Origin of the sequence: Cyanobacterium sp. T60_A2020_053 (genome assembly GCA_015272165.1) — a bacterium.
Classification (GTDB): Bacteria; Cyanobacteriota; Cyanobacteriia; order Cyanobacteriales; family Cyanobacteriaceae; genus Cyanobacterium.
In genome coordinates, this window is the sequence record JACYMF010000106.1 from 43,112 (window position 1) to 67,424 (window position 24,313).

The 24,313-nt window shown below is 36.6% G+C and carries 26 protein-coding genes and 2 tRNA genes; 15 read left to right on the plus strand and 13 right to left on the minus strand.

All coding sequences use genetic code 11. The features are described from left to right. Positions 1 to 57 precede the first annotated feature (57 nt). The 3 genes from IGQ45_14205 to IGQ45_14215 all read right to left on the minus strand — a co-directional run bounded on the left by IGQ45_14205 (position 58) and on the right by IGQ45_14215 (position 2,707). Positions 58 to 1,014 (minus strand): PhoH family protein, encoded by a 957-nt coding sequence (locus IGQ45_14205; GenBank protein ID MBF2058329.1) that lies wholly within the window; start codon positions 1,012 to 1,014, stop codon positions 58 to 60. 221 nt (positions 1,015 to 1,235) lie between these two features. Next, complete coding sequence (locus IGQ45_14210) at positions 1,236 to 1,898, minus strand: cofactor assembly of complex C subunit B (GenBank protein MBF2058330.1); 663 nt, start codon at positions 1,896 to 1,898, stop codon at positions 1,236 to 1,238. A gap of 65 nt (positions 1,899 to 1,963) precedes the next feature. Continuing rightward, the gene (locus IGQ45_14215) at positions 1,964 to 2,707 is read right to left on the minus strand and encodes a response regulator transcription factor (GenBank protein ID MBF2058331.1); all 744 of its coding nucleotides are present in this window, start codon (positions 2,705 to 2,707) and stop codon (positions 1,964 to 1,966) included. Positions 2,708 to 3,165: 458 nt separating this feature from the next. Here IGQ45_14215 and cysC point away from each other — a divergent pair, with 458 nt between their 5' ends. The 4 genes from cysC to IGQ45_14235 all read left to right on the plus strand — a co-directional run bounded on the left by cysC (position 3,166) and on the right by IGQ45_14235 (position 4,988). Next, positions 3,166 to 3,696, plus strand: coding sequence for an adenylyl-sulfate kinase (cysC, locus tag IGQ45_14220; GenBank protein ID MBF2058332.1), 531 nt, complete (start codon positions 3,166 to 3,168; stop codon positions 3,694 to 3,696). Between the two features lie 89 nt (positions 3,697 to 3,785). After that, complete coding sequence (locus IGQ45_14225; protein ID MBF2058333.1) at positions 3,786 to 3,977, plus strand: hypothetical protein; 192 nt, start codon at positions 3,786 to 3,788, stop codon at positions 3,975 to 3,977. Further along, positions 3,970 to 4,233 carry a type II toxin-antitoxin system RelE/ParE family toxin gene (locus tag IGQ45_14230; protein ID MBF2058334.1) on the plus strand — a complete coding sequence of 88 codons (264 nt, stop codon included), beginning with the start codon at positions 3,970 to 3,972 and terminating at the stop codon, positions 4,231 to 4,233. The genes IGQ45_14225 and IGQ45_14230 overlap by 8 nt, the downstream gene beginning before the upstream one ends. Further along, positions 4,230 to 4,988: a TIGR00297 family protein gene (locus IGQ45_14235; protein MBF2058335.1), complete on the plus strand. Its 759-nt coding sequence runs from the start codon at positions 4,230 to 4,232 to the stop codon at positions 4,986 to 4,988. The genes IGQ45_14230 and IGQ45_14235 overlap by 4 nt, the downstream gene beginning before the upstream one ends. Positions 4,989 to 5,111: 123 nt before the next feature. Here the strand turns inward: IGQ45_14235 and IGQ45_14240 are convergent, their stop codons facing one another. Continuing rightward, positions 5,112 to 6,170 carry a PstS family phosphate ABC transporter substrate-binding protein gene (locus tag IGQ45_14240; GenBank protein MBF2058336.1) on the minus strand — a complete coding sequence of 353 codons (1,059 nt, stop codon included), beginning with the start codon at positions 6,168 to 6,170 and terminating at the stop codon, positions 5,112 to 5,114. 197 nt (positions 6,171 to 6,367) lie between these two features. Here IGQ45_14240 and IGQ45_14245 point away from each other — a divergent pair, with 197 nt between their 5' ends. The 4 genes from IGQ45_14245 to IGQ45_14260 all read left to right on the plus strand — a co-directional run bounded on the left by IGQ45_14245 (position 6,368) and on the right by IGQ45_14260 (position 11,770). Continuing rightward, on the plus strand, positions 6,368 to 7,504 hold the full coding sequence (locus IGQ45_14245; GenBank protein MBF2058337.1) for a hypothetical protein: 1,137 nt from the start codon (positions 6,368 to 6,370) through the stop codon (positions 7,502 to 7,504). Then, positions 7,497 to 9,416: a phosphate ABC transporter permease PstA gene (pstA, locus tag IGQ45_14250; GenBank protein ID MBF2058338.1), complete on the plus strand. Its 1,920-nt coding sequence runs from the start codon at positions 7,497 to 7,499 to the stop codon at positions 9,414 to 9,416. Before IGQ45_14245 ends, pstA begins: the two co-directional genes overlap by 8 nt. Before the next feature lie 34 nt (positions 9,417 to 9,450). Next, positions 9,451 to 10,251 (plus strand): phosphate ABC transporter ATP-binding protein, encoded by an 801-nt coding sequence (locus IGQ45_14255; GenBank protein MBF2058339.1) that lies wholly within the window; start codon positions 9,451 to 9,453, stop codon positions 10,249 to 10,251. A gap of 154 nt (positions 10,252 to 10,405) precedes the next feature. Next, on the plus strand, positions 10,406 to 11,770 hold the full coding sequence (locus IGQ45_14260; GenBank protein MBF2058340.1) for a HAMP domain-containing histidine kinase: 1,365 nt from the start codon (positions 10,406 to 10,408) through the stop codon (positions 11,768 to 11,770). Positions 11,771 to 11,914: 144 nt separating this feature from the next. Here IGQ45_14260 and IGQ45_14265 read toward each other — a convergent pair whose 3' ends face one another. The 3 genes from IGQ45_14265 to IGQ45_14275 form a co-directional block, all read right to left on the minus strand. Next, a complete protein-coding gene (locus tag IGQ45_14265; protein MBF2058341.1) occupies positions 11,915 to 12,760 on the minus strand; it encodes a metal ABC transporter permease in 846 nt (281 codons plus the stop codon). 352 nt (positions 12,761 to 13,112) lie between these two features. Further along, positions 13,113 to 13,808, minus strand: coding sequence for a ribulose-phosphate 3-epimerase (locus tag IGQ45_14270; protein MBF2058342.1), 696 nt, complete (start codon positions 13,806 to 13,808; stop codon positions 13,113 to 13,115). Positions 13,809 to 14,223: 415 nt separating this feature from the next. Further along, positions 14,224 to 15,420, minus strand: coding sequence for a sigma-70 family RNA polymerase sigma factor (locus IGQ45_14275; GenBank protein ID MBF2058343.1), 1,197 nt, complete (start codon positions 15,418 to 15,420; stop codon positions 14,224 to 14,226). Positions 15,421 to 16,004: 584 nt separating this feature from the next. On the opposite strand from IGQ45_14275, the gene IGQ45_14280 reads away from it, so the two are divergent. Continuing rightward, positions 16,005 to 16,688, plus strand: a complete 684-nt coding sequence (locus IGQ45_14280) for a DUF4230 domain-containing protein (protein MBF2058344.1) — start codon at positions 16,005 to 16,007, stop codon at positions 16,686 to 16,688. A 121-nt stretch (positions 16,689 to 16,809) separates the two neighbouring features. Continuing rightward, positions 16,810 to 17,253, plus strand: coding sequence for a YeeE/YedE family protein (locus IGQ45_14285; GenBank protein ID MBF2058345.1), 444 nt, complete (start codon positions 16,810 to 16,812; stop codon positions 17,251 to 17,253). Here IGQ45_14285 and IGQ45_14290 read toward each other — a convergent pair. The 3 genes from IGQ45_14290 to IGQ45_14300 all read right to left on the minus strand — a co-directional run bounded on the left by IGQ45_14290 (position 17,232) and on the right by IGQ45_14300 (position 19,000). Continuing rightward, a complete protein-coding gene (locus IGQ45_14290) occupies positions 17,232 to 17,693 on the minus strand; it encodes a phosphoribosyltransferase (GenBank protein MBF2058346.1) in 462 nt (153 codons plus the stop codon). The two genes, IGQ45_14285 and IGQ45_14290, sit on opposite strands and share 22 nt — an antisense overlap. Before the next feature lie 260 nt (positions 17,694 to 17,953). Continuing rightward, positions 17,954 to 18,796, minus strand: coding sequence for a universal stress protein (locus tag IGQ45_14295; protein ID MBF2058347.1), 843 nt, complete (start codon positions 18,794 to 18,796; stop codon positions 17,954 to 17,956). A 117-nt stretch (positions 18,797 to 18,913) separates the two neighbouring features. After that, positions 18,914 to 19,000: transfer RNA gene (locus tag IGQ45_14300), tRNA-Ser, on the minus strand. Positions 19,001 to 19,176: 176 nt separating this feature from the next. On the opposite strand from IGQ45_14300, the gene IGQ45_14305 reads away from it, so the two are divergent. Further along, positions 19,177 to 19,247: transfer RNA gene (locus tag IGQ45_14305), tRNA-Gly, on the plus strand. Between the two features lie 16 nt (positions 19,248 to 19,263). On the opposite strand, the gene IGQ45_14310 is transcribed toward IGQ45_14305, so the two are convergent. The 3 genes from IGQ45_14310 to IGQ45_14320 all read right to left on the minus strand — a co-directional run bounded on the left by IGQ45_14310 (position 19,264) and on the right by IGQ45_14320 (position 20,990). Then, complete coding sequence (locus tag IGQ45_14310) at positions 19,264 to 19,653, minus strand: pre-16S rRNA-processing nuclease YqgF (GenBank protein MBF2058348.1); 390 nt, start codon at positions 19,651 to 19,653, stop codon at positions 19,264 to 19,266. Positions 19,654 to 19,826: 173 nt separating this feature from the next. After that, a complete protein-coding gene (locus IGQ45_14315; protein ID MBF2058349.1) occupies positions 19,827 to 20,465 on the minus strand; it encodes a DUF3386 domain-containing protein in 639 nt (212 codons plus the stop codon). Positions 20,466 to 20,747: 282 nt separating this feature from the next. Continuing rightward, positions 20,748 to 20,990, minus strand: a complete 243-nt coding sequence (locus IGQ45_14320; GenBank protein ID MBF2058350.1) for a hypothetical protein — start codon at positions 20,988 to 20,990, stop codon at positions 20,748 to 20,750. 830 nt (positions 20,991 to 21,820) lie between these two features. On the opposite strand from IGQ45_14320, the gene IGQ45_14325 reads away from it, so the two are divergent. The 4 genes from IGQ45_14325 to IGQ45_14340 are packed head-to-tail and all read left to right on the plus strand — an operon-like array spanning position 21,821 to position 23,967. Then, positions 21,821 to 22,171: a hypothetical protein gene (locus IGQ45_14325; GenBank protein ID MBF2058351.1), complete on the plus strand. Its 351-nt coding sequence runs from the start codon at positions 21,821 to 21,823 to the stop codon at positions 22,169 to 22,171. A gap of 57 nt (positions 22,172 to 22,228) precedes the next feature. Beyond that, positions 22,229 to 22,987 (plus strand): hypothetical protein, encoded by a 759-nt coding sequence (locus IGQ45_14330; GenBank protein MBF2058352.1) that lies wholly within the window; start codon positions 22,229 to 22,231, stop codon positions 22,985 to 22,987. Continuing rightward, positions 22,965 to 23,126: a hypothetical protein gene (locus IGQ45_14335; GenBank protein ID MBF2058353.1), complete on the plus strand. Its 162-nt coding sequence runs from the start codon at positions 22,965 to 22,967 to the stop codon at positions 23,124 to 23,126. The genes IGQ45_14330 and IGQ45_14335 overlap by 23 nt, the downstream gene beginning before the upstream one ends. 7 nt (positions 23,127 to 23,133) lie before the next feature. Continuing rightward, positions 23,134 to 23,967, plus strand: a complete 834-nt coding sequence (locus IGQ45_14340; GenBank protein MBF2058354.1) for an inositol monophosphatase family protein — start codon at positions 23,134 to 23,136, stop codon at positions 23,965 to 23,967. The last annotated feature ends 346 nt before the right edge of the window (positions 23,968 to 24,313 follow it).

Consider the following 24,313-nt stretch of genomic DNA (forward strand, 5'->3'; position numbering starts at 1 on the left):
AAACCTGACACCTGAAGCCTGACACCTCCCCTAACCAAAATACTTTTTCAGCAAACCCTAATTATGATTATTTTCATAGGCAGAGACAATTTTTTGGACGAGGGGATGGCGAATAACGTCGGCTTGGGTTAGGTAGCAAAAACCAATGCCTTCGACATTTTTGAGAATGTGACTGGCAACGATTAAGCCTGATTTTTGATTGGTGGGTAAGTCGGTTTGGGTGACATCTCCTGTTACTACCATTTTTGAGCCAAAACCAAGACGGGTTAAGACCATTTTTAGTTGTGCTGGGGTGGTATTTTGGGCTTCATCCACGATAACAAAAGCGTTACTTAAAGTTCTACCTCTCATGTAGGCGAGGGGCGCTACTTCAATTTTGCCTTTTTCCATCAATTCGGGAATTTTGACGGGATCGATAAATTCATATAAGGCATCATAAAGGGGGCGCAAAAAGGGATCAACTTTTTGTTGTAAGTCACCGGGTAAAAAGCCTAGTTTTTCTCCTGCTTCTACGGCAGGGCGTGTTAAAATTAATCTCTCACACTGATTTTGGAGTAGGGCTTGTGCGGCTAAAACGGCGGCGAGAAAAGTTTTTCCTGTACCAGCTGGACCGATCCCAAAGGTTATATCATGGGTTTGAATAGTTTTAATGTACTGTTTTTGTTTGAAGGTTTTAGCTCGGATAGATTCGCCGTTACGGGTGCGCGCTAATACTTCTTGTTGTATGGTTTGATATTCGCCCATTTGATCGGTATTGAGGGCATGGAAGGCGGTGAGAATATCAGGCTCTGTAATTGGTTTACCCTCTTGCCAGTAAGTTTGAAGGGCGCTGATAATAGCTAAACTACGCTTAACGGCGTTGGTTTTACCATAAACTGCTACTTCTTGCCCTTGTAAAGATAATCCAGCGCCCGTCATCCTAGCAATATATTTTAAATTTTCTTCATTACTACCAGCCAAAGCGATGGCACTTTCAATACTAGGAAGGGCTATAGTTTGATTATCTTCACTCATTAGCTATTTTGTCGATATTTTATTTTTTACTCTATCATAATTTATAAGGTAGGAGAGCAGTTGAGTGCTTCGTTACAAATAGATTATATCTTCGCAATTTACCCACCGTGTAATGAATTACACGGCTAACAGTATTTCGTTCAATAAATTGAACTAAGATTGTTTTTAATTTATCTATTTATAGGTGATCAAACGAACTTGATATAATGCCAATGAAAACTTTATTTCTCAGGATATTTTTCATCTAACGTTAAAGCAATTTTAGAGCTAATACCAGCCAACCAATTTTCATCCTGTTTGCTATAACTGCGAGGGATATTAGTTGCCATCATCATCACTCCATCATGATTTAATGGTAAACAAATTAAACCTTGAATATTATCAGGAAAATAATCAAATTCTACTTTACCCGGATAGTGTTTTAAATCCACTAAATAAACTGGCTTCTGAGTCTTAATTACTCTTTCAGTAATTGCTCCTAATTTTATTTCTTTTTTATTACTTAAAATACCTCTTCTTAGTAAAGTTTTACCTTGATAAAAAATAATAATAGATTTAGTTACTGTATTATTAATAATTAAATGACTAGCCCAAGCTAATTCAGTTTTCAATGATTCTGATAAATTTTGCTCCAATTCAAAGCCTTCTTCCCCGTTTAAAATTACACTCTGAGGAGGAACTGAATTAATCTCTCTAGCTAAAATGCTAGTCAGAAGTAACATCGCACATAATAAGATACCGAGAGCGTCGGAGCGCGCTTGAGAGTCTAAAAGAGTGGGAGTAACTAATCGATTAATCATTAATAAAGTTCCCCCTAATATTCCAGCGATTAAGGGTAAGTTTTTTAATAATTGATTGGTGTCTGATTTTTTACTCTTTGTCATACAAAAAGATTATTAAGTTAATAATGTGTTGGGTTTCGTCTGCTCAACCCAACCTACATAATATTTTAATTAGTGGGAACTCTTTTTTCTCCCGGTTCTAGGATACGCTGAAATAAATATCCTGTACCTCTAGCGGTGAGGATTAATTCAGGATTACTAGGGTCCTCCTCCAATTTAGCGCGCAAACGGGAAACATGGACATCCACCACTCTAGTATCCACATGACGCTCAGGGGTATAACCCCATACTTCTTGTAATATTTCGGAGCGTGAAAAGGCATCGCCAGATTTGCTCACTAATAATTCTAATAGGCTAAACTCCATCCCTGTCAAGCGAATGCGTTGATCTCCTTTATAAACCTGTCTTTTGTTGGTATCGATACGGATGGCGTTAACAGAAATCACCCCAGAACTAGGTATTCCAGCGCCCCCCTCCTTATCCACACGTCTTAAAACTGACCTAATTCTCGCTTCTAATTCTTTGGGGGAAAAGGGTTTAACCACATAATCATCAGCGCCTAACTCCAAACCCGTAATACGATCAGCTACATCACCCAGAGCGGTTAACATGATGATAGGAATATCTGATTCTTTGCGTAATTCCTGACAGACACCATAACCATCTAATTTGGGCATCATGACATCTAACACCACTAAATCAGGTTGGGTTTCATGAAAAGTAGCAATGGCATCTTCCCCATCGGCGGCGGTGACTACGTCATAACCAATCATGGATAAACGGGTTTCGAGAATCCGTCTAATACTGGCTTCATCATCAACTACTAATATTCTTTCTTTTTGGTTTTCCAATGAACTAAACTCCTTTGTTCTTTAATCCTTAAAATTAATTATATGTTGATCAAAATTAATTTATATTGTTTGCTTTGTTAAACGCTATATTAGTAATTTACAATAATTTGGCTTAATTTTAGTGATCTAAGTCAAAAATCAGGTAAAGGGCAAGGGGCAAAGGGCAAAGGTTAAAATGCTTTAAAATAAATGGCATTAAGTGATACGTTTACAGTGCATCAACTGTTAATCTATATCAATTATTTTTGGTAATGGTGTAGGAAAGAGGATATTTTTAGAGAAAAAGGTCAATTTATAGCACTTTTTGTAATGGAAAATAGACCTAAACCTCGTCTTTTCAGAGGTGAGCAAATTTAATGGCAATCCAAGCTATCTTTAAATTTACCTTTGCCCTTTGCCGTTTTGAGAGTACAATATTTTAAGCAAAAAATTGATTATAAATAAAAAGTATAAATATAATGGAGCATAAAGGCGTAACAATTTGGTTTACGGGGTTAAGTGGTGCGGGAAAAACCACCATTAGCCAAGTGGTAGCCCAAAAACTGAAAGATGCTGGTTATAAATTAGAAGTGCTTGACGGCGACATCGTGCGCACTAATTTAACTAAAGGATTGGGTTTTAGTAAGGAAGACAGAGACGAAAATATCCGCCGTATCGGTTTTGTCTCGAATCTTTTAACCCGTAATAATGTGATTGTCATTGTCTCTGCCATTTCTCCTTATCGTGCGGTTAGAGAGGAAGTGAGGGAAAAAATCGGTAATTTTGTGGAAGTGTTTGTTAATGCACCTTTAGCTACTTGTGAGGAGAGAGACGTTAAGGGTTTGTATAAAAAGGCGCGCGCCGGGGAAATCAAGATGTTTACGGGAATTAGTGATCCTTATGAAGCGCCCCTCACCCCTGAAATTGAATGTAGGACTGATTTAGAGGAGTTGGACGAAAGTGTTAACAAAGTTTTAGATAGTCTCAAAAATTTAGGTTATCTTAGTTAGATTATCGCCCTTTGCCCTTTTGACAGGTAGAGGGCAGGGGAAAATATTTAGGCTAAGATAATGTTAAATGTTTACTTTCCGATGAAAATATGCAAGGAATTGATTTTGTAATTGACGAAAAAGGCATCAAAAAAGCTGTATTAATCGATTTAGAACAGTGGGGAGAAGTTTGGGAAAATTTTTATGATATTCTGGTTTCAAAACAAAGAGACGATGAAGAAGAAATTTCATGGGAGGAATTAAAGCAAGAATTAGAATCTGAGCAAAATTTACATGATTGAATATCAAATAAAGTTCAAATCATCAACAGTTAAAGAGTTTAAAAATTTACCCTCAAGTATGCAAAAGCGTATTGGTGATATTTTAGAAAAAATGAAACAAAATCCTCGAACTTCTGGAGTATTAAAACTGAAAGGGGATAGCCAACTATACAGAGTTAGAGTAGGAGATTATCGTATAATTTTTAATATTGATGATGAGCAAAAATTAGTTAAAGTTACTAGAATTAGACATCGTCAAGATGTTTATAAAAAATGATTATTTTTGATAGTATAAATTGGTCTAATCCTTGGTTAACCGCCGTAATTTTAAATACCATTTTAATTATTTTGGCGTTTATTTTGCCCAAAAAGTTATTAACCGTCATGGGTTATCTTAATGCTTGGTTTTTGGGGATAATTGTCTGGGGTTGCTTGGGGTGGCAAGGTTACACGGTGGTGATGTTTTATTTCCTCGTGGGTTCAACGGTAACGCGCATCGGGAAACAGGAAAAGGAGGCGCTGGGTATTGCGGAAAAGCGTGATGGCATGAGAGGCCCTGAAAATGTGTGGGGGAGTGCGCTGGTGGGCGCTTTATGTGCTTTAGGGGTGTTATTTGTTTCTACTTCTTGGCAATCTTTATTAATTCTTGCTTATGTAGCTAGTTTTGCCACGAAGTTATCGGATACTTCTGCTTCGGAGGTGGGTAAGGCTTACGGTAAAAATACTTTTTTGATTACTACTTTTCAACCCGTCAAAAGAGGCACGGAGGGCGCTGTTAGTTTAGAGGGGACGGGCGCTGGAATTATTGCTAGTATATTAATCTCTCTGGTGGCTTTATCTCTAGGCATGATTTCCCCTATGGGAGTTGTAATCGCAATAATTGCTTCTTTTATCGCTACCAATATTGAAAGTTTTATCGGTGCTACTTTGCAAACTAATTTCGATTGGTTAACTAATGAGTTAGTCAATGTTATTAATACACTGGTGGGGGCGCTGGTGGCGATTTTACTAGGTTATTTCTTCATTCTTTAAAACTATTATCCCCCTCTCCTCCCGCTTGAAGATCAGGGTTTTTGCCAAATTAAACCAAAAATCTAAATTTTTGGAAAGGGAGGCAGAGGAAGAAAGAGAGAAAATTAATTATCCATTATTCATTTATAAAACATCTTGCAGATTAACACCGACGGTGGAAATTTCTAAAAATGCTGAACCCATTTTCTTTGTTTCAAGGCGCTCTTTGACTTTAGTATAAACAGGACTAGGGAAGGTAATATAACCAGACTCAGCAACCAAATCTCCATTAGCTTCATCAGCATAATAGTTAGCAAATGCCTGAACCTCAGCGCGCGCCAACGCAGATTCACTAACATAGATAAATAAAGGACGAGCTAAAGGCTGATAAAGTCCTTGTTCCACATTGGCAACAGTAGGCTCAACACAACCATCACCGCCATCATTAGGGTCTTCATTATCAATATTAACACCATGAATCTTGTCTACATTTTCCTCTAAATAGGCTAAACCGAAATAGCCCAAACTACCAAGGTCACCACTGACACCCTGCACAATAACGTTATCATCTTCCGTAGAGGTGACGTCTCCCCTAGCAACCCCTCCGTCACCATTGATAGCTTCCGTAAAGTAATCAAAAGTACCCGAATCAGTACCCGGTGCATATAAACTTAAAGGTTGGTCAGGAAAATTATCTCTAACTTGATTCCAGTTAGTAATTTTACCTTGTGCTCCTGGTGACCAAACCTTTTTCAATTCAGCGGCGGTTAAGCAATAAGCCCAATCATTATCCTTATGCACCACCACAGAAAGGGCATCAAAAGCCACAGGAATTTCAATGAAGTTGATACTATTTTTAGCGCACTCCTCCGCCTCTGAAGGTTTAATGGGACGAGAAGCATTGGAAATATCCGTTTCACCAGCGCAAAACTTCTTAAAACCGCCCCCAGTGCCAGATACACCTATGGCAATCCTCACATCAGGGTAACTATTTTGAAATTCCTCACTCATGATCTCGGTGAGAGGGAAAACCGTGGAAGAGCCATCAATACTAATCGAACCACTCAGACTAGAAGTTTTATTCCCCGTAGAATTATTGCCCGAAGTGGCTGTAGTATTGTTACTGGCACAACTGCCTAAAACTCCAGCTAATATCAATGGAAAAACTAAGTAAAATTTATTTTTAGAGTTACTCACAAACATTGTGTTTTTTCCTGTATTATTCTATGCAATTAAGTTTCTTTTACACTGTTTAGCATAGAATATTTACATTAAGATTAAGTTAAAAAAATATAGTTTAAAAGTTAAGATAAAGTTAAGGAAAAAAATACTTGAAATAAGTTAATAATATCCTTACAATTGGTTTAAATAGACTGTAACAATTATATTAAACACATCCAATGGCTACTATATTAACGGAAAAGGTAAAAACTTTAGCGGAGTTACCCTTCGATAATTATCGGGTAAATGCAGATGTTTTAACAGGAATGGTGGAGAATCATTTATTGGAAAACCCCACTTTATCTGGGTTTTTTATTCTAAAAAATAATGATATTTTTGGAATAGTATCTCGCCGAGATTTTTTTGAGTTAATGAGTAAAGAATATGCTAGAGATATTTATACAAAAAGACCTATTGAGTTATTAAATAACAGTTATGATAAAAAACCATTAAGAATTGATATTGATACGGAAATTAATGAAGCAGTAAAATTTGCTTTAGAGCGCCCTCCAGAAACAATTTATGGACCCATTGTGGTAGTAAGAAATGGTTTGGAAGTGGGAATGTTAGAATTAAGTGTATTAATTTTAGCCCAAGCCCAAATGTTTTCTAGTATCAATGAAAAATTAGTGTTACAAGAACAAGATTTACGGCGCTACGCTCAAAAAATTGAAAAGGAAAAGCAGAAAGTAAAAGAATATTCCGAACAGTTAGAAGAACAGCAAGTAGAGTTGAGAACTAGCAACGAATTACTAAAAGTACAAACCCGAAAATTAGAACAAAGTAAGGAAGAAATTTCTCGCAAAAGTGAAAGAATTGGTAATCTTAACCGCAGTTTTGCGGAATTGGGGATGTTATTGTCAAAAGAGGGTAGAAACACCTTTGATGCGCTTGGTAGCGGTGTTACTTCCATGGTTAACTTTAGTGAAGAAATCGCTAAAATTTGTGATAGTTTTCGGGATAAATTTAAAAGCATCGATCATGGTACTTTCTTAATTCAAAGAATCAGTAAAAAAGTAGATAATTTATCTCATCAAACATCGATTATTGCCGCTGGTTTACCTGCTGATGATAGTCGGGCTTCTTCTTTTAATATGATTGCCGAAGAAATCAAAAATTTGAGTCAGCAAATTGCCGAAGCCAATAGCACCATTAACAGCATGGCACAACAATTAAAACCAGAGATTAAGTTTTTGTTGAAAACCTCTGAAAAAAATAAGACTGTGGTTAAAAGTTTAGAACGTAACTCTCAGGGTACGCAATCAGCTCTGGACAGTTTAGCAAACTTAATCGATCAGGGGCAAGGCAATGAATAATACAGAATTAAACAACCAAACTAACATTTGGGGAATATTCAAGAAATACGGTTTGGAAGGGTTAATTGTTTTTGTGGGTTTTGTCCCCATTTTAATCACTTTCGGTATTTTATTTATTTTCCTCACTCAAACTTGGGCATTTTTTAATGTAGTTTCTTTGGTGGATTTTTTCACCCAGAGGGAATGGACGCCTGATTTTACTGATCCCCAATATGGCATTATTGTCTTACTATCAGGAACTATTTTAGTGACCGTTATCGCCTTAGTTGTTGCCATACCTTTAGGCATTTTGGCGGCGATTTATCTTTCTGAATACGCATCCACTAATGTGAGGCGAGTTTTAAAAATTGGGTTAGAATCTTTGGGCGGTATTCCGGGAGTTGTCTATGGTTATTTTGCTTTATTATTTTTCACTCCTTTGTTAAAAAGTTGGTTTTTTCCTGATTTGGGTACTTTTAATGCGCTGAGTGCTGGGCTTTGCGTAGGCATTTTGATTACGCCAATTATTTCTTCTTTAACGGAAGATGCTTTAGCTAATGTTTCTGATGACTTGCGCAATTCTGGTTACGCTTTGGGGCTAACTAAGTTTGAAATTGTCAGCAAAATTTTGCTACCTTTGTCATTCCCGACAATTCTTTCTTCTCTCACTTTAGCCACTTCCGTGGCGCTGGGGGAAACTATGATTGTAACCATTGCATCTGGACAAAGGCCAAGTTTGACCTTTAATCCTTTAGATCAAATTGAAACTATTACTTCTTTTATTATTAGAGTTAGTTTGGGTACGGTGCAGTTTGATTCTATTTTGTTTAAAACAATTTTTACTTTAGGTTTTATTTTATTTGTAGTTACTTTTAGTTTGAATAGTCTTAGTTATTGGTTGCAAAATCGTGCGGAGAAGAGGTTATTTTCTATTAATCAAAGTGTTGTCGGGGATCAGAAAGTAACGAGGAATGATGCTATTATTGAAGACTTAGCGCCCATCGTTAGTAAATACCAGCGCCCTTCACCATTACCAAAACCAGCAGTTGATTTAATGGCGGATATTCCCCCAGTCAGATTATGGCTGAATCGTCTATTTGGGTTACTAACTTTAATGGCTGGGGTGTTTGGGGTGGTGTTTATTGCCGTGTTTCTCTGGGATTTGGGACAAATGGGATTAAGTAGAATTAACTGGACTTTTTTAAGTAGTTTTGCGTCTCGCCGTGCGGAGGAGTCTGGTATTTTGAGTGCGCTGGTGGGTAGTTTATGGCTATTCATCCTCAGTTTAATTATGGTGATTCCTTTGGGGGTTGGTAGTGCGGTATATTTACAGGAATACGGTAAAAATACTAAATTAGATCGTTTTTTGAAAGTTAGTATTGCTAATTTGGCGGCAATTCCTTCCATCCTTTACGGTTTGTTAGGATTAGAATTATTTGTACGCCTTTTGCGTCCTATCACGGGAGGAACAACTATACTATCAGGGGCGCTGGTGTTAACGGTGATGATTTTACCGACTCTCATCATTGCCAGTCGCACTGCCATCAAAAGTAGTGGTAAAAAATTACGCGCCAGTGGTTATGCTTTGGGTATGACGAAAGAGCAAGTTTTGATGCGTTTGATTTTACCTTCTGCTTTACCCGGTATCCTCACGGGAGTGTTATTGGCACAGGCAAGGGCGCTGGCGGAAACGGCAGCGCTGATTGGGGTGGGTGCCGCTGCCTCCGTGCGTTTTTTACCGCCTTTGTCATGGGAAGGCTTACAAAGTAGTTATACGACTTTACCAGTACAAATTTTTAACTGGTTGAAGACTCCCACCGAAGAAGTGCAACAGTTAGCGGCGGCGGCGACGATTATTTTGGTAGTTATCTTAATCATTATCAATTTATTTTCTGTTTTAATCAGAGAATTTTTCAGTCGTAATCAGGATTAATTTTTTATTATTTATATTTTATCAAGAGGTTATTATGAGTCAGCTAAACGGTATTATTAATGTGGAGAACGTATCTATTTTTCATGAAAGTACCCCTTTGGTGGTGGGCGCTAATATTGAAATTAAACCTAACAAAGTTACAGGTATAATCGGGCGCTCTGGTTGCGGAAAAAGTATGTTATTAAGATGTTTAAATCGTCTTAATGATTTGGTAGAAGGTATCAATGTCAGTGGAAAAGTTTATTTTAATGGGCAGGATATTTATGGTAGTCAGGTTAATACGGTGCAGTTGAGGCGCGCTGTGGGTATGGTATTCCAGCGCCCGACACCGTTTCCCACATCGATTTATGAAAATATTGCCATGGGCTTAAAAGTCAACGGCTATGAGGGTAATTTAGATGAAGTGGTGGAAGATGCCTTGCAAAAAGTCGGTTTATGGCATGAAGTGAAAAACAAACTACGCAAAAACGCCATGATGCTTTCTGGAGGGCAAAAACAGCGCCTTTGTCTGGCGCGCGCCATTGCACTGCAACCGCAAGTAATACTCTTGGATGAACCTTGTAGCGCCCTTGATCCTATTTCTACCCTCGAAATTGAAAATTTACTCTATGATTTAAAGAATGAATATACTATTGTGATGAGCGCCCATGACTTGAAGCAAATTGCGCGGGTGTGTGATGAGGTGGTATATTTGGATGTGCAAGAGGATGACATGGGGCATCGTGTGGGTTTTGTGGTGGAGCAAAATTCAGTGGAAACAATCTTCCTTAATCCCACCCAAAGTGAGACTCTTAATTATACCAGAGGTGGTATTGCCAATCCTTTTAATAATTAATGCGGTGGAGGGCGCTTTTTAAGTAAAAAGGAAAAAGTAGGTTGGGTTGAGTAACGAAACCCAACAAAAAGTAATAACCAATAGTGTGATTCTTTTTGGAGATGGGGAGACAAGAGGATTATAACTCATAACTCATAATTCATAATTCATCCCTATGTTTCAAGCCACCCGCCGAAGACTAGCTTTATACTACACAATCGTTACAGCCGTATTGTTGATAATTTTTGCAGTGGGCATCTATAGCTATGTGTATAAAACGTTGATTGATCGTATTGATGATACCCTCAAACACGTTATGGAAATAGTTGAACCTTCTTTGGTGATTGAAGAAGTGAGTTTAGCAGAAGGAAAATATCAAATTAATCTCGATGCTAGTTTTCGACAACATCCTAATACTATCAATAAAGTAGAAGATGACCACATCGATTTAGAGTGGTTTGATGCAAATGGTGAGTTAGAGTGGCAAACCCTCGAAAATCCTCTCCCCATACCCCTTTCCTTTCACTCCGGAGGGAAAACTATTCGTATTTCTAGCGATTACCTCTTGCGCCAAGTTACCAAACGTATCGAAATCGGGCGCTATGTTTTAGGTTATTTGCGTGTATCTCATCCTCTTTTTGACGTAGTTAAGCCCATCCGTGAATTAGTCATTGATCTTAGTATAGCCGTTATTTTTTTGATTAGTTCGGTGGGCGCTATGGGTTGGTTTTTATCGGGTTTAGCCATGGAACCAGTTAAAGAGTCTTATCAAAGTTTAAAACAATTTACTGCCGATGCTTCCCATGAATTGCGCAATCCTATTGCCACTATCAAAACTAATGTTCAAACTCTGTTAAATTATCCTGATATTGATCAAAAAACCCAAACTAAACAATTAGAAATTATCGATCGTTTAACCGCTAGATTAACTAATTTAGTCAATGATTTGTTGTTTTTGGCGCGCGCCGATAGCCGAATTAATTCCCCTGAATTTGAATTAATTCCCCTTGATTCTCTTTTGTTGGAAGTGGTAGAAGAACAAAAAATTATTGCTCAACAAAAATCAATCAATCTGCAATTAAATATTATTGAAAGTAATATTTCTTTAGGACCTGAAGATGAAAAAAATCAAGAAATTTTGTATAACTTAGAAGGAGATTGGCAACAATTAAATAGACTTTTTAGTAATTTAATTAGTAATAGTTTAATTCATGGGTTTCCTAACGATTCAAATTTTATAAAAAAACTGATTAAAGTTAATTTAGAAACTATTAAAAAACAGCAAAAAAGTTACTATCAAATAGAAATAAGTGATAACGGCATTGGTATTAAATCAGAAATTTTACCTTATATTTTCGACCGTTTTTATCGAGGAGACAGCGCCCGTCACCGCAACACGAATACTAGCACAGGATTAGGCATGGCTATTGTTCAGGCTATCGTGGAAAATCATCACGGTACCATAAAAGTAGAAAGTCAACCATCACAAGGTACAAAAATAATCATCATTTTACCTATACCTAAAAACGAAAATTATTGATGCAAATGAGCAACTTATGAAAAATAACTAGGTGTTGCTGAAAAAGTATTTTGGTGAGGGGAGGTGTCAGGCTTCTGGTGTCAGGTTTCAGGTGAAATCCTTATAAATTAAAAAGTTAAGCCTTTAAACCTTTGCCCTTTTAACTTATTGCCAAGATTTAGCCCATAATCCTGTTAAAACACCTTGACTAGGACTAAATAAAAAAGCTAATAAAAATTGTATTGTTATCACTAAAACAATAGTAGCGCCCGAAGGTACATTCCAATGGTAACTCAAGTAAATACCCAGCGCCCCTCCCACCGAGCCAAAAATACTGCCAAGAATCATCATTTGATGTAATTCCTTTACCAATAAATAAGCAGTAATACTAGGACCTACTAATAAAGATACCACTAAAACCACTCCGACCCCTTGCATACTGGCAATAATCGTTAAAGTAATGGCTGATACTAAGCCTAAATTAATTAATGTTACCGGTAAACCTACGGCACGGGCGCCGAGAGGATTAAAAGTATAAAAAAGTAAATAAGGATAAAATAATTTAGTAAAAATAATGATAATTACAGCAATAAAAAAAGTACGCCATAAATCAAAACCCGTTACACCTAAAATATCACCAAATAAAAATTTGTGTAAATCAATATTACTTCTCAATAAACTAATTAATAAAATACCCAAGGCAAAGAAACCAGAAAAAACTAAAGACATAGCCACATCAACTTTAACTCTGGAATTGGCTTGAATCCAAGCAATAATTAAACTGCTAAACATTCCCGAAATAAAAGCCCCAATAAAAATATCAATGCCCACAAAAAAAGCAATAGCTAAACCCGGTAACACAGCATGGGCAATCACTTCACCCAGAAAACCCATTTTTTGTACGATTAAAAAACTACCTGTAATAGAACAGAGAATGCCCAATAAAACTATCATTATTAAAGCATTACGAATAAAACCAAATGATAAAGGTTCAATAAAAAAATTAATCATTATTGTTTAGATGAAGGGCAAAGGGCAAGGGGCAAAGGTGAGTAGGTTTCAGGTTGCAGGTTTCAGGTGTAATTTTCAAACCTACTAATACCTAACATCAAGTCGGCTTGAACACTTACAAATCAATTAAAAACAATCTTAGTTCAATTTATTGAACGATCGGGCCATGAGCCGTGTAATTCATTACACGGTGGGTAAATTACGAAGATATAATCTTTTAATAACTAATTGCCAGAACTTAAGACAATTCTACCTTTTGATTTATTTAGCAAACCCTAATTAGGATTTTAGCTAAAAAAGAAGCGCCCTCCACCGCAGGGAAAAGCGCTGATTATAAAATTAATAAAAAAGATTAAGCAGTAACTAATTCTTTTTGAGGACGTTTACTATTACGGATACCTTGGATAGCTTCCGCATAATCAGGAGCTTTAAACACCGCAGAACCAGCTACAATGGCATTAGCGCCCGCCTCCAATACTTGCCAAGTGTTGCTAGGTTTCAAACCGCCATCAACCTCAATCCAAGGGTCTAAGCCTCTTTCATCACACATTTGACGTAAAGCTCTAATTTTAGGCACAACACCCGGAATGAAACTTTGACCACCAAAACCGGGGTTAACACTCATAATTAACACCAAATCGCAAACATCGATGACATACTCAATCAATTCCAAAGGAGTAGAAGGATTTAATACCACTCCAGACATTTTACCAAGTTCTCTAATTTGGCACAAAGTACGATGTAAATGAGGAGAAGCGTTATGTTCAGCATGAACAGAAATAATATCTGCTCCAGCCTTAGCGAAATCCTCTACATATTTTTCAGGTTCAACAATCATTAAATGAACATCTAAAGGCTTTTTAGTATAAGGGCGGATGGCGCTAACAATTAAAGGTCCAATGGTAATATTAGGTACAAAGCGCCCGTCCATTACATCCACATGAATCCAATCCGCACCAGCTTCGTCAACTGCTTTAATTTCATCCCCTAAACGACTGAAATCAGCCGACAAAATAGAAGGAGAAATAACTATTTCTTTTTTACTCATAGTATTTTGGTAATATTTTTTTTTAGTATGGTATTGATTATCACAAAATGTACTAATCTTTTTCATTTTATCAGCTATTGACTCAATCACAAACAGGAAGCAGGAAAGGGAAGAAATGAATAATTTACCTTTGCCTTTTGCCCTTTTCACGAATTAGGTTTGCTGAATAACTCAGAAACCTAATTAAACAAAGACTTTAAGCGTAATTTGCATTAAAAAAAGTGCAAAAAATAACGTTTTTTCTTCAAAAATACTGTATTTCTTAGTTACGAATCAAAAATAATTGATACAAGTGAGCAATTTATGAAAAATAACTATTTGGCTAAAATCTTTAATTCATAAGCATTTCACCTGAAACCTGACACCCGAAACCTGACACCTCCCCTCACCACAATACTTTTTCAGCAAACCCGAATTACCCAATTAATTCCAAATAATCTTGTAATTGACGGCGGTTATTAGGCTCTTGTAACTTAGACAGCGCCCGTGCCTGTATTTGGCGCACCCTTTCCCTAGACAAGTCCATGATTTTTGCAGTATCACTGAGAGAGTGACTTTTGCCATCCTCAAAACCGTAGCGTAAACGGATAATTTGCGCTTCCCGATCATTTAAACTAGCTAGTAGATGGCGCAAGTCACGCCCCATTGCTACCATCATCAAATTTTCTTCGGGGGTAGCCGAATTGGTTTCAATCAATTCGATTAACTCGGTGTTAAAATCATCGCCTACTTTAGTTTCTAGGGAAATAGAGCGAGGAATTTGACTGAGAAAAGTCCTTAAATCTGCCGTTGTCATCTTCATGGCTAGCGCCAACTCTTCCGCTTGGGGATTTCTCCCGAGGGATTGAGAGAGGTTTCTCTGGGTTTTTTTGAGTAAATTTAATCTTTCCGTGATATGAATGGGAATACGAATAGAGCGACTTTGGGTAGCAATTGCCCTTGTCATCCCTTGACGAATCCACCAATAAGCATAGGTGCTAAAGTGATAACCTTTGGTATAGTCAAATTTTTCCACTGCTTTTTCTAAACCAAGACTGCCTTCTTGAATTAAGTCGAGTAAATCTAAGCCCCGATTTTGATATTTTTTGGCAATGGATACCACTAAACGCAGATTAGCGTTAATCATTTGTTGTTTTGCCTGTTTGGCTTGGGTTAAAATCTTCTCTAATTCAGTGACGGTGATATTAGCGAGGTTTGCCCATGTTTCTTTGCCGGTTTGCAATACTTTCTCTAATTGAAGCGGTGTGAGATTAAGTTGCTTTGACCATTTTTTCAGCCGTAGGGTGGCAGGAATATTTTGGGGGAGAGATTCATAAACTTGCAAGGCGCTGATGTAGGGGTGGAGGGCGCTGGTTTGTTTTTCTCTCAGTTGTATTAGCTGTTTGGCGTTGTGAATTTTTCGGGCTAACTCTATTTCTTCTTGTTTTGTGAGTAACGGTATTCTACCAATGTCTCGTAAGTAAAGCCGAACCGAATCTCTAGCGTAGGGATTATTTTCTGGTATCTTCTCGGCAAAACTCACCGTTTGAGATTCGTATTTAGGAGGGGAAGGAGAAAACTCTTGAGTTGAGGAGGCGGTGTAATTTTCAGGATGAAAATAGAATTTTGACATAATCACTCTTTCCTGCCGAAATTAATTATTCGATTTCTCTCAATATACACCATAAAAATCATCTCGCTAACATTTGCCCTAATCTTTTTCAACATTCCTTCACAAAAGTTGATTTTTTGTATTGCAAGGGCAAAGATAAATTTAAAGATGGCTCGAACTACCATAACAATCTTGTATGATTAAAGACAACATAATTAGGTTGTGCTAAAAAAGTCTTTCGATAAGGATAGGTGTCAGGCATCAGGTGTCAGGTTTTAGGTTAAAGAAAGAAAAATCAAGGTTTTGAAGCGTTATATTTTTAACGAAAACACAAGTGTATTGTGAATAATTAGATTTGAAATGCTCAGTTTTTAAATCAAAATTGCCAAAAATAATCTTTTTTCTCCAAAAAATCTGTATTTCTACTATCAGAATCAAAAATAATTGATACAAATGAGCAATTTATGAAAAATAACTATTTGGCTAAAGTCTTTAATTTATAAGGATTTCACCTGAAACCCGAAACCTGAAACCTGAAACCTCACCCGAATACTTTTTTAGCAACCCCTAATTAATATACTTCTATTATTATTTTTTACTTCATTATGAATAGCTCAAAAATTACTCCATATTCTCCAGATAATAAAATATTTCCTTTTCTTAAAAAAAGCGCCCTCACCGCAGTTTTAGGCGTTGGTGTTGTTAGTTTATGGCACATGGGCAATAATTTAATGCAAAGTTGGCAAAATCTTTTTCCTAGAATAGAAAATCAAGTGGATGTTTCCAGCGTCATTGTGCAGAAAATTCAGGGCGTGAGTGAATTAACTACTACTATATTTACCATGGATGCGGTTGTGCCGACTTCTTCAGAGCGTAAAATAATGGGAGAAATGGTAATTGGTAAAACCAATTTGCTTTATTTGGCAAGGGGTGAAGTCAAAGCTGGATTAGATTTGAGTCAAATTAGCCCCAGTGATATTACTGTTAGTGAAAATACCATTAAGGTTAAACTACCGGCGCCCCTCATCCTCGACTCAAAAATTGACGTTAATCAATCACAAGTCTATGAATATAATCGAGGTTTTCTCAGTTTAGGTCCTGATGTTGCCCCCACATTATACAGTCAAGCGCAACAAGAAAGCCTTTTAAAAGTACAAGAAACAGCTTGTCAACAGGGGATTTTAACCCAAGCTAATCAACGCGCTGAAATTACCGTTAAAGCATTGTTGGAGGGCGCTGGTTATGACAATATTGAAGTAGAAACCACCAAGCCTAAAATGTGTCAATAAAATGAATCTGGTTCTATTACTTTGAGTATCATCAATTATTGTGGTTGGGTTACGCTTTCATTAATATGAAATGTTTAAGTTTTGTATAATTATTAAGTAATAAACAAAATATAAAAAAGAAATGAAAATTAAATTTAATCTAATGGCTTTGTTTAGTGGTTTATTATTTGGTTTGGGTTTATCTATTTCTCAGATGGTGGATCGAAATAGGGTAATTGGTTTTTTAGACGTAACTGGAAATTGGGACCCATCTCTTATTTTTGTGTTGGGGGGCGCTGTAGGGGTGACAGTAATAAGTTTTCGCTTTATTTTACCGCTTAAAGAACCTCTTTTCGCTCATAAGTTTTATTTACCCACCAGAAATGATATTGATTTACCGTTGATTCTTGGGGCAGGAATTTTCGGCATTGGTTGGGGTTTATCTGGTTATTGTCCAGGTCCTGCAGTTACTTCTTTAGTGCAAATGAATCTTAATCCTTTTGTTTTCTTAGGAGCTTTTGTCGTGGGTTCTTTTGCTTTTAAAATCTATAGTGATAAAAAGAATCAATGTACTTCAAAAGGTTGAATAATCCAATCATCAGCAGAAGTATTACAGTAAAAAAAATCAGGAACAAATTTACTATGATTCTTGTGCCAAATTACCGCAGTTTCTACAGTAACAAAAAAATCAGTAATTAACTGATCTCGCACCATTTGAAGCGTTACCCCAGTATCTACCAAATCATCCACTAATAAAATATGTCCTTGGGGTTTTTCGACAAAAGACAGCGCCCCTATCCTTATATCATGTTGTTGGTGGTTCTCATCACCGTAACTTTTAACCGCAATTACGGCTAAAGGTATTTGTAAATGGCGAGAAATGTAATCACCCAAATAAAATCCTCCTCTAGTAATAGCGATTACCTGCTGATAAGTATTACCAGCCACTAAAATTTGCCTAGTAATGTCATGGCAGTAACTCCAATACTCTTGCCAACTATAGCATTGAAAATTTTTCGTATTCATAATTTCGGTATTATATTAAGTTCGGATAATTAGTTGTTAACAGATTATCTCTTCGTAATTTACCCACCGTGTAATGAATTACACGGAACCAACAGTATCACGTTCAATAAATTGAACTAAGATTGTTTTTAATTTATCTATTGATAAGTGATCAAGGAGACTTGATATTAAATTTAACTCTCACTTCACTCTAAAGTTAAAGGCATAATCTAATTATGCCCCGACAGAAATACGATTTGATGGCAAAGCTGAAATTATTATTACTTGCGCACGAGCAACACAGGACAATTAGCATTAACTCGAATATAATCAGAAAGGGAACTTCCCAACAATCGGTCTAAGTCCACTAAACTTTTCGCAATAGAAGGACGACGATCTGGCGACCCTAATAATAATAAATCAATATCCTTTTCTTCCGCAATTTGACAAAGAGTTTTACCCGGCTTACCTCCCTTGACAATGCAAGTGGTATCAATACCAAATTTTTTCGCTTTTAATAGCGCCGGGGCAAGGATAGGATTTTGTTCCATTTCTGTGGTGGTGAGTTCTACTTTAGCATCTAAGTCCGGGTTAACTCTGGCTAAATATAATTTGGCTTCTCGATAATCTTTCAAAATATTAAGGGTTAAATCAAGGGCATAATCCGCCGCCTCTGATTTATCTAAAGCTAACATCACTCTTTTGATACGGCGAATATAAATATCATCTTTGACTAGCAACATGGGGCGATCGCTTAACTGAAAGACATATTGACTAACCGAATTTTCAAGAAAAGATTCAAGACGTTTTAAGCCTCTTGAACCCATTAAGATTAAATCAGCGTCGATTTCTTGGGCAACCTGACAGACGGTATCTTTAGGATCACCTTGTCTTAAAATGGTGGATACCTTCGCAGGATCGATATTGACATTTTCAATCACTTCTGCCAATATTTTTCCCCCTTCTTCCCATTTAGCCGCTAAAGCATCGGCGGAAGTTTGGGGAGAGACAACGTGTAAAATAGTCAGATTGGTATTTTGAAATGCGGGAATATCCTGTAATATTTTTAACATTTCTTGGGTATGACCATTTCCTGAGTCGGCGTATAAAATTTTCTTTAACATTGCTTTTATTCCTTATAGTTTCTTATCTACCTTTAAAATACAGTGGGAAGGGCGCTGTTTATTTGAAATTTTGTAACGTTGTCATCTCAGTCCATGAAAAGTAAGACTGTCACCATACGGAGAGAGAGGGATTTGAACCCTCGAAGGAGTTACCCCCTTAATAGTTTTCGAGACTATCGCATTCAACCACTCTGCCATCTCTCCTTGATACAGAAAATAATTATAACGTAGATTTACTTTATTTAGACAGTGTTCTGACTATAGAATAGGTTGGTAAGGGGTTTCAACCCCTTATATATTATTGGTTTCGTCTCTATGAGTAGATGAGTTGCGAAATGTTAAATACTTTGCTATAATTGTTACTCAGTTAAACAACATTTGCGGGTGTAGTTTAGTGGTAAAACCTTAGCCTTCCAAGCTAATGATGGGGGTTCGATTCCCCCCACCCGCTTAGTAATACAGTATCCTTAACTATTTTGTAGGTGCCTTTCCACAAGAATAATCGCTACAATGTCATCGACGGGCGCTGGGGGTACTCTTAATGGCTTGGGTACTAATCTTTGTAATCCTTGGGGCGGATTATAGTGCCAATATCTCTCCCTTGCTTCCACTGTGCTATTACGTTCATCTACTAAAAAAACTGATAAGTTTATATTATCTCTTAGCTCTTCTTGCCACTGTTTAGATGTGGTCTGATTTCCCATAATTAGAGCTTCAGGGTGATATTTACCCATTAATACCTTAATTTCTATCAAAGCATTAGCAGATTCTATTACTTTTCTATATAGAATTTGCTTATCTTTGGTAATAACGGCGATGCCACATTTATCTCGTCCGGGATCAAAACCAATTAGCATGGTTAATGAATAATAAATAATCAATCATTATAGTTTTAAAATGGTGGAGTATGTATTTTAGAGCATGAGATGGAGGGCGCTCTTCTTCGTTTTGCCATAGCATGATATTGGGTTAGCCATAGCGTAACCCAACTTATACAGATAGTTTAGAAATATATTTAGAATAACCGTAACTAGAGAGTTACATTACTAAAATCGAACTCAGTTGTTGAAGTTGTGCCGTTTTCATTTTTGGTAATTTTACGGTTGGTAAGAATATAGTAACCACCGATTTCGGTAAAGGTATCCTCAAAAACGGTTTTTCCTCCTTTTGGTTGTAGGGTTTCAGCATCTAAATAAATGGAGTCATAGCCAGTGGAAAGATAGCCTTTTTCGGTGTCTAAAAAGCCATAGGTATCAATGGAAACAATTCCAGCGCCCATGCGCCGATACACAAAGGTAACGTGTTTATCTTTTACTTTATAGCGATTACCGGCAGAAGCGCCCCCCACTACAATTTCTACTTCTCCATCTTTGCTGTCACCAAAACTAAAGGTATTGTCACCATGACTTTTGGCAAAACTATGGTTAACTCGGTGGATAGTGATTTCCCATAGCTGTTGAGTAATCGCTTTTTTGGCGCTGTCATCTTCTACCCCGGTGACTTCAAATTTCAACTCACTATCGATGGTGGCATGGGCGCTATAACTACCTTCTGGGGTTGTCATGGTAACGTCACAACTATAACCCGGAAATTGTGCATCCCATGTATAACGGTTTTCGTAGGCACTGCGAAACAAATCTTCTGCTGTTAATGTTTGAGTTTGTGTCATAAAATTATTGAGAATATTTATTATTAAAATTAGTAACAATTATAACGCAAATCAAATAATTAGGGGTTGCTGAAAAAGTGGAGTGGTGAGGGGGAGGTTTCAGGCTTCAGGTTGCAGGTTTCAGGTGTAATTTTCAAACCTAATACCTAACACCCGATACCTGACACCTTTACAACTGTGCTTAAAACCTTTATTAGACAAGGGTTTTGATTTATTCAGCAGACCCTAATTAAGGTTTAGTGATGAGGGAAAAAGTTGAATGAAATTTCCCTGGTCTCCCCATCAGTTTCTGTCGGGAAAAGGGGAAGGGCGCTGGGAACTCCATGCCCACCAAACTTCGTCACATTCACAAAGATAAAATTCTTGCCATTTTTTTTGATAATTTTCCATAATTACGGGGGCATAACGATTAAACCAAACCCTTTGAGCTTTACGGGGAGGGGCGCTACAACAAGGACAATAAAACTCTAGGGCATGGGTGGCGGTTTTTGTCCAATCGGGCGCTATGCGATTAAATGCTTCCATAAATACTTACTAATTAGAATTAATTGATAATCGACAATGGATAATAAAGCTATCTTTCCCTCTTTAATCATAAAACTTTTTTGGCTTTTCTACAGTAGTTACGACAAATTAATAATGAATAACTAATAAAACTTTTGATATATAATAATTTTAGTATTTTAAAAATGCAATTGTGATAAATTTATAGTTTGCATTTCACCTAATAACTGACACCTAATACCTGACACGTTTTTTTAGACATAATTTATCATACTCAAAGTAAAATAGCCAACTATTTTCTGCGGTGGGTATTGCAAAATCGACAATATCGTATTTTTATTACTAACTACTAAATAATTATGAAATTATCTATTTTTCTCGCTTCTAGTTTAATTTTTTCTACTCAGCTTTTATCTTCTGCTGAAAGTCAAACTAATATTTCTCCTCCCATTGTAAATGTGTTTAATAATGCTTATGATTGTTCTTTAAAAGAATATGATAATGTCGATATTCAGACCATACCTAATCAAGGAACTTTGTATAATTTTCCTTGTCATCGGGGCGCTTATAATTTAGTTAATGTAGTAATTTTAGATACGGGTAAACAAGTTATTCCTCTTAATTTTCCCTATCCTGTTTTAAATAAAAATAGCACAAAAATTATTGGTTGGACTAATCAAAATGAGTTAATTAATATTGCCATTGAATCAGAAAAATCAACTATTTCTTTCTTTTCTAGAAGTAGAGGATTAGGGGATGCTTTTCATACTGGAGAATATAAACTTGTTTGTGGAAAACCTGTTTTAATTTATTTTGAAGCTGATGATACTTTTGATGAAAAAGTTAATCCTATTAATATTCTTAATAACCGTAATCAACGTAATCTAAATTCTAATAATTGTCCTTCGATGGTTGCTAATAATACTTTGCCCACGGGCGCTTTTCAAGATGACGATTGGAGTGTTACTTTAACTGATTATAATAATGCTTATCATTATTACGGTTATAACAATCGCACCGGTGATTCTCTGAGTTTGACGGGCGCTGAGGTTAAAGGCGACAGCAACAGAAGGGTATATATTTGGCGTAATGGTCAATATCGTTATGAGGTATCATGGCAACCAAAAGACTCTAATTTTGTCCGTTTACAGGTTTTTGATCCTGCTAATAAACTTATTTTAAATCGTCTTTTAGCTAAGTAATGATTTTCAAAAATTAGGAGAAAATAGTTTTGATAGATTTTTTAGTGAGGTGAAAATATGATTGTAAAGTTGAAAAATTGTTCCAGCGCCCTCACCCTTAGCGGATTATTACTATGTGGTAACGTGGTGCAAGTAAAAATAGTAAATGCCCAAGCAGCGCCCTTCACGGTGGCTCAAAGTAATCAATTTGAACAATATTATGGGCAAATGAATCAATATTCAAATAGTGCCTATAATGAGATATTACCATTTTTAACGGCATTGAGTCAGATGGAGACAGTGGAAACAGACGAACAATTATTAACCTTAGTACAACGTTTGAATCCTTTAGCTAACCGTATTGCTACTAATTTTGGGCAAAGCTATCAAACTGGAGAAAAAATGCTTCCCTCTCTCAAAGCTAATAATCCTCAAACAGAATATTTACATAATGTGATTACGCTTCAGGGAGTTGGTTACAATACCTTTACTTCTTGGGTAAATATTTTTAACCAAATTTTAACAGCCTACCAAAATCAAGATTCTAAGCTGTTGCAAGAGGTGCTGGGGCAATTTTCCCCAGCCGTTGAACAAATTTTGAGTTTTGCCAATCAAACTCAAGGGGTAATTAATCAAGGTAATCAAATTATTGCGAGTATAAATAATAATACGGTGGCTCAACCTCCTGCAAATATCACAGCAACAGATGCTAACCCATACGCCCAGATGTCGAAAATGATGCACCAAACCAGTATAAATATATTAAAAAATATGGGGGCTAGTGGTGAATGGCGCTACAATCCCAGTACAGGAAATGATGACTATTATCAGTTTTAGATTAGCGAAATCAATAAATATCCCTATCAGCGCCCCTCCCCTCATCAAAAAAAGGTTGCAAAAACTTTTATATACCTTACCATTAAAATATCAGGAAAAAGATAACTTAAATAGTGGCAAAACTTTAGCAAACATTTAAAAAACTTATGATTTATTTTTGGCAACAGGTATATAATTTTTGTCAACAAATTACTTTTCGTCTTGGTGACAAGTTATTAGAAGATTTTGCTAAAGTTGAACCGACTCGCAAGGCTGATGGTAGTTTAGTGACTGAGGCGGATAAGTGGGCAGATTTGGAAATCAGAACTAATTTGAAGCGTTGTTTTCCTACTCATGGGGTATTGACGGAAGAAACAGCGCACGTCTTACCGCTTAATGATTGGTGTTGGGTGATTGATCCTATTGATGGTACTACTAATTTTACTCGTGGTTTGCCCATTTGGGGTATCTCTATCGGTTTATTATTTAGGGGAACACCTGTATTTGGTTTTGTACATTTTCCACAAATTCGCCAAACCTATCATGGTTATTATTACGGTGATACAGGGTTATCTGGTCCGAAGGGCGCTTTTCTTAATGGTGAACTGATCTATACTAGCAATGCTGATCCTAGTCAAAATCATATCTTTACTCTTTGTGCAAGAAGTACAGACGTTTTAAAACAAGATTTCCCTTGCAAAATCAGATTAACAGGAGTAGCCAGTTATAATCTGTTGTTGGTGGCTTGTGGTGCGTCTTTGGGTGCGGTGGAAGCTACTCCTAAAATTTGGGATATTGCCGGCGCTTATCCGATTTTGAAGGGCGCTGGTGGTGATTTGTTGGCACTTGAGCCTCAACCTATTTTCCCTTTGCCTCTTGGTGTGGATTATGGCAGTCGTGGTTTTCCTTCTTTGGCAGTGGCTGATTCTCGTTTAGTTAATGAATTTAAACCGTTGGTGGAATTTATCGGGCGGAGGGCGCTTCTTTCTATGAATACTTGATAAAACCCTTGTCAAATAAAGGTTTCAAGTCTATGAAACATAACAAAAAGTGTCAGAAATTGACCTTTTTCTCTAAAAACACTGTATTGTTCCATCCCAATCAAAAATTATTGATTCTAAATTCTACATTCTAAATTCTACATTCTAAATTCCCTAATTAATTTCTCACGAATGATTTAGGACGGCTATATCTTATCTTATTTCTCATGCAATAAGTACATCATGAAAATATTACATCAAGATATAGAAATACCTGCATAATCTGTAATATTTTTTTAATAAATTGTGATATTAGGTATCAAAATTTACAAAAAATGCCATTAAAAAACCGTTTAATGTTGCTATA